The organism is uncultured Cyclobacterium sp., assembly GCF_963976465.1.
Classification (GTDB): domain Bacteria; phylum Bacteroidota; class Bacteroidia; order Cytophagales; family Cyclobacteriaceae; genus Cyclobacterium.
Window position 1 is genome coordinate 1 of record NZ_CAXBOC010000620.1, and the last position, 2833, is coordinate 2833.

Below are 2833 nucleotides of genomic sequence, written 5' to 3' on the forward strand. Positions count from 1 at the left end.
CCATGAAAGAAAAATCAAATCATGCGTTAGAGAAAGGTCCCATTGCTTTTATGGCCAGAAACCCGATCATCACCAACCTTTTGATGGCGATATTTCTGGTGGGAGGTGTTTATACCATGTATACCGTCCAGAAAGAGGTATTCCCTCAATTTCAATTGGACATTATTGAAGTATCTGTGGTCTATCCCGGAGCTGCTCCTGAAGAGGTGGAACAAGGCATTGTGCTTCCTGTTGAGGAAAAGGTGCGGGAAGTGCAGGGGATTATGGAAATAATATCTTCGGCCAATGAGGGGTCCGGTACCGTAGAAATTTGGTTGATTCCCGGCACAGATCGAATGAAAGCCTTACAGGACATCAACCAAGCCGTAAGTCGGATACAGACTTTTCCCGATGATATAGAAAGGCCTCAAATTGTATTGCAAAACCAACAGATGGATGTGATGCAAGTAGGGATCTATGGTAATGTAAATGTTTGGACCTTAAGGATTTTGGCTGAACGACTAAGGACCAGACTGCTCAGTGATGAGCAGATTACACAAGTGGAGATAGGCAATGTACCGGATTTCGTTACCCATGTAGAAATTCCTAGAAATACGTTGTTACAATATAATCTCACCTTGGGTCAGGTAGCTGATTTGATTGAAGCTTCAAGTAGGGATATCCCTGCAGGGTCGATAGAGACCTTGTCCGGCGAAATCCTACTTCGCATGGAAGAAAGGAAGCTTATTGCCGAAGAATTTGCCAATATAGATATTATTTCATCAGCTTCGGGAGCGACCATTAAATTGGGAGATATTGCCAGCATTAGGGATGGATTTGAGGAGGTTGGGTTCAATGGACAATTTGAACAAAACACCGTAGACCTGGAAGTATTCAGGATAGGAGATCAATCACCCTTAGAAATTGAGGAAAAGGTCAAAAATATTTTGACTGAATTTGAGCCCGGCTTGCCACCTGGGGTGAAAGTAAGAATAGAAAGTAATAGGGCCGAAGATTTTCGAGAAAGACTGTCTTTGCTAACAGAGAACGGACTAATGGCCATCGTCATTGTTTTGGTCATTTTAGGTTTATTTCTTGAATATAGGTTGGCTTTTTGGGTAATGATGGGGATGACGGTGTCCTTTGTTGGTGCCATGCTTTTTCTTCCCATTGTAGGGCTTAGTATCAATATGATCTCCATGTTTGGCTTTTTGATCGTATTGGGAATTGTGGTTGATGATGCCATTGTGGTAGGTGAAAATATCTATGAATTTCGACAAAAAGGCTATTCTTATATCGACGCTGCTATCCTGGGAGCAAAAGATGTATCAAAGCCGGTAATCATTAGTATTTTAACTACTGTAATCGCTTTTGTGCCTTTATTATTTATTCCGGGGGAAACCGGGAAATATTGGTGGCCATTGCCGGTAGTGGTGATTGTGGTTTTGTTTGTATCCTTATTTGAGGCATTATTTATTTTACCTTCCCATGTAACCAAATCTCCTAGGGTAAAAAAACACGCTTGGGTACAAAAACTGGAGACCTGGCAAGGTGCTATTGCTTCCGGCTTTAACAGGTTTATCAACAAACATTACAAACCTTTTCTTGACCTCTGTTTAAGAAATAGATACCTGACTTTTTCTGCTGCCATTTCATTATTGGTTTTGGTGGGAGGTTTTGCTTACAGCGACCATATGGGAACAGTCTTAATGCCGGAGGTGGCCGCTGATGAAATAGAAGCTGCTGTTCGTCTCCCTGTCGGGACTACAAATGACCAGGCAGCAAAAGTGGCCGTTGAAATTACAAACAATACCCACAAGATGTTTGAGGATTATGATTTGTATGAGGTAGCCTATGGTGTCAAAACCAATGTTCGTGGTAAGGATTTTATTGATGTAGAAATTGTCATGAAACCACCGGATCAGCGAGACATGGGGCCCAAAGAGTTGATAGAAATATGGCGAGACAATATTGGTGACATTAAAGGAGTGGATCAAATTAATTTTGAAGCTGAACGTGGTCCGGGTGGAGCTCGGCAAGACATAAGTGTGGACCTGAGTCATCCTGACATTGAAGTTTTGGAAAGGGCCAGCCAGGCTTTTTTGGAACGCGTAGAATCCTTTACAGAAACCCGTGATGTAAGCGACAATTACAATAAGGGAAAACGACAATTGGGCTTTGAATTGCTTCCTGAAGGCCGAAATCTGGGCTTAACACCCAATATGGTGGGGCAGCAGGTTAGGGATACCTTTTTTGGCGCATTGGCCATGCGGCAACTGAGGGGGATCAATGAGTTTGAGATAAGGGTAAAACTTCCCCTTGAGGAGCGAAAAGACATCAACTATCTGGAAGAATTTATCATTCAGGCACCCAATGGAGTATCTGTTCCATTGTTGGATGTAGTTCGGGTCACGGAAGGGGAGACTTTTACCAATATCAACAGGAGAGATGGAAAAAGAGTGGTGAATGTAGGAATGGACGTTGAGCCTCCAGCCGCACAAACCAGGGTGCTTAAAGCGCTTAACCAACAAGTATTGCCACAGCTCAGAGCTGATTTTCCCGGAATTGCTTGGACCTATGAAGGAAGCCAAGCACAAATGCGGGAATCTACCGAAGCCCTCTGGTCAGGCTTTATTATCGCCATGCTTTTGATTTTCTGCCTTTTGGCAATTGCATTGAACAGTTATTCCCAACCTATCATAATAATGTTGGCCATTCCATTTGGAATTGTTGGAGCGGTTATTGGGCATATTCTTTTAGGTTACGATCTTTCTTTAGTTAGCCTTATGGGAGTAATCGCCTTATCAGGGGTGGTGGTCAACGATTCCTTAATTATGATTGACTATGCCAATAA

At 42.8% G+C, this 2833-nt stretch carries 1 protein-coding gene; it reads left to right on the forward strand.

Annotation, left to right across the window (positions count from 1 at the left end; all coding sequences use genetic code 11):
• Positions 1-2833 (forward strand): efflux RND transporter permease subunit (locus tag AAC037_RS23050; RefSeq protein WP_339905936.1); only part of this gene is annotated, 2833 nt, incomplete at both ends.